Raw genomic sequence first — 1281 nt, forward strand, 5'->3', positions numbered from 1 at the left:
TTTAAATAAAAGACATAATTAATTAAAATTATAATTTGCTATTAGTATCTTTTTAAAAATATTTACAATTATTTTAATAGGTTATGCAAGAAGTCTAATATTAATAATTGCATCTGATCTTAACTCATTTAAAATAATATTGGTTTGTGCAATTCAATCACGATGTGTATATTCCGATTTATTAATTAATTTATTATCTTTAAAAACAGTAATAGCAGTAGTACCAGTTCCTGATGGGTCAATACCTATTTTTATTCTCATTTTGCTCATTCCTCATCATTGTTAACTGCTGGCACTACATTTGAAATATCTTCTTCTTTAACTACATTATCGTTAGTGTCCGCTATTTCTGTATAATATGGGGTATTTATATTATTTGATAATGGTTCATCGCTCATCTGCCCCTTATTTTTGGCGATACTACTATTATTATCAATATAAATCTTTTCATCATTAGTAGTAATTACTGCTTGATCTGATTTATATGCTTGTTGTAATTCAACTGACATAATACCTCATTTTCTTAATAATGATGTTAATACGGTTTTAAGGGTCATTTCATCAAAACTAGCAATATAAAATGATTTATTTTTAGCATAAGTTTTAGAATATTTCATAAAATGATTTTCCATTTGTTCTTTGGTCATATATAAAGTTTTTTCAAAACCATTAACCATTTTAAAGTATGCTACATAACCAATAATTGGTAATTTTTCTCTTTTATCTTCATTTTGAATTCAATTAAAACTAGTTCCTTTTAAACGATCATAATTTACTAATTCATTTTCTTTTACATCTGATACTGACATATCTAAATATTGACCACTTCTTTGGGCTAATTGAATATAACCTTTATAACCCATTTGAAATTGGGCTTGATTAACTCATTCTTGTATTTCACGACCATTAATAATTCTTGTTATTTTAGTATTTATAAGGAACAACATAAGCATAACCAAATTGTTTTTCCATTGGTAAATTTAATAATGACCCTTGATAACAAGCAGTCATAATTGTTTTTGGATCTGCTTTTTGTAATAATTCATTACTATTTGATATTGCAATTATATTACTTTTAAATCTTGCAATTTCATTTTCATTTGAAAACTTACTTTTAATTCAATCAGTTGCCTTATCTGTTCTTAAAAATTCTACAATATTTGTCATGTTATTTTTCTCCTTTATTTATTTTAAAATTAAAGGAGAAAAATAACAATGAATAATACTTTCCCTAGTTTACCAAACTTAAATGATATTAATAGTGTTTTAAAATTTTATAAT

The 1281-nt window shown here is 24.3% G+C and carries 3 protein-coding genes; all 3 read right to left on the minus strand.

The genetic code is table 4. From position 1 onward, the window contains the following. Window positions 1-81 precede the first annotated feature (81 nt). From EHU54_RS05875 to EHU54_RS05885, 3 genes are read right to left on the minus strand one after another with little or no spacing between them, the layout of a single operon-like run. Window positions 82-261, minus strand: a complete 180-nt coding sequence (locus EHU54_RS05875; RefSeq protein ID WP_400249462.1) for a hypothetical protein — start codon at window positions 259-261, stop codon at window positions 82-84. Further along, entirely contained in the window at window positions 252-953 is a 702-nt protein-coding gene (locus EHU54_RS05880; RefSeq protein WP_400249463.1) for a recombinase RecT, read from the minus strand. Before EHU54_RS05880 ends, EHU54_RS05875 begins: the two co-directional genes overlap by 10 nt. Then, complete coding sequence (locus EHU54_RS05885; RefSeq protein WP_400249464.1) at window positions 925-1167, minus strand: recombinase RecT; 243 nt, start codon at window positions 1165-1167, stop codon at window positions 925-927. Before EHU54_RS05885 ends, EHU54_RS05880 begins: the two co-directional genes overlap by 29 nt. Window positions 1168-1281: the final 114 nt, after the last annotated feature.

Origin of the sequence: Spiroplasma sp. ald, assembly GCF_044714355.1 — a bacterium.
In the GTDB taxonomy this organism is placed as follows: domain Bacteria; phylum Bacillota_I; class Bacilli_A; order Mycoplasmatales; family Mycoplasmataceae; genus Spiroplasma; species Spiroplasma phoeniceum.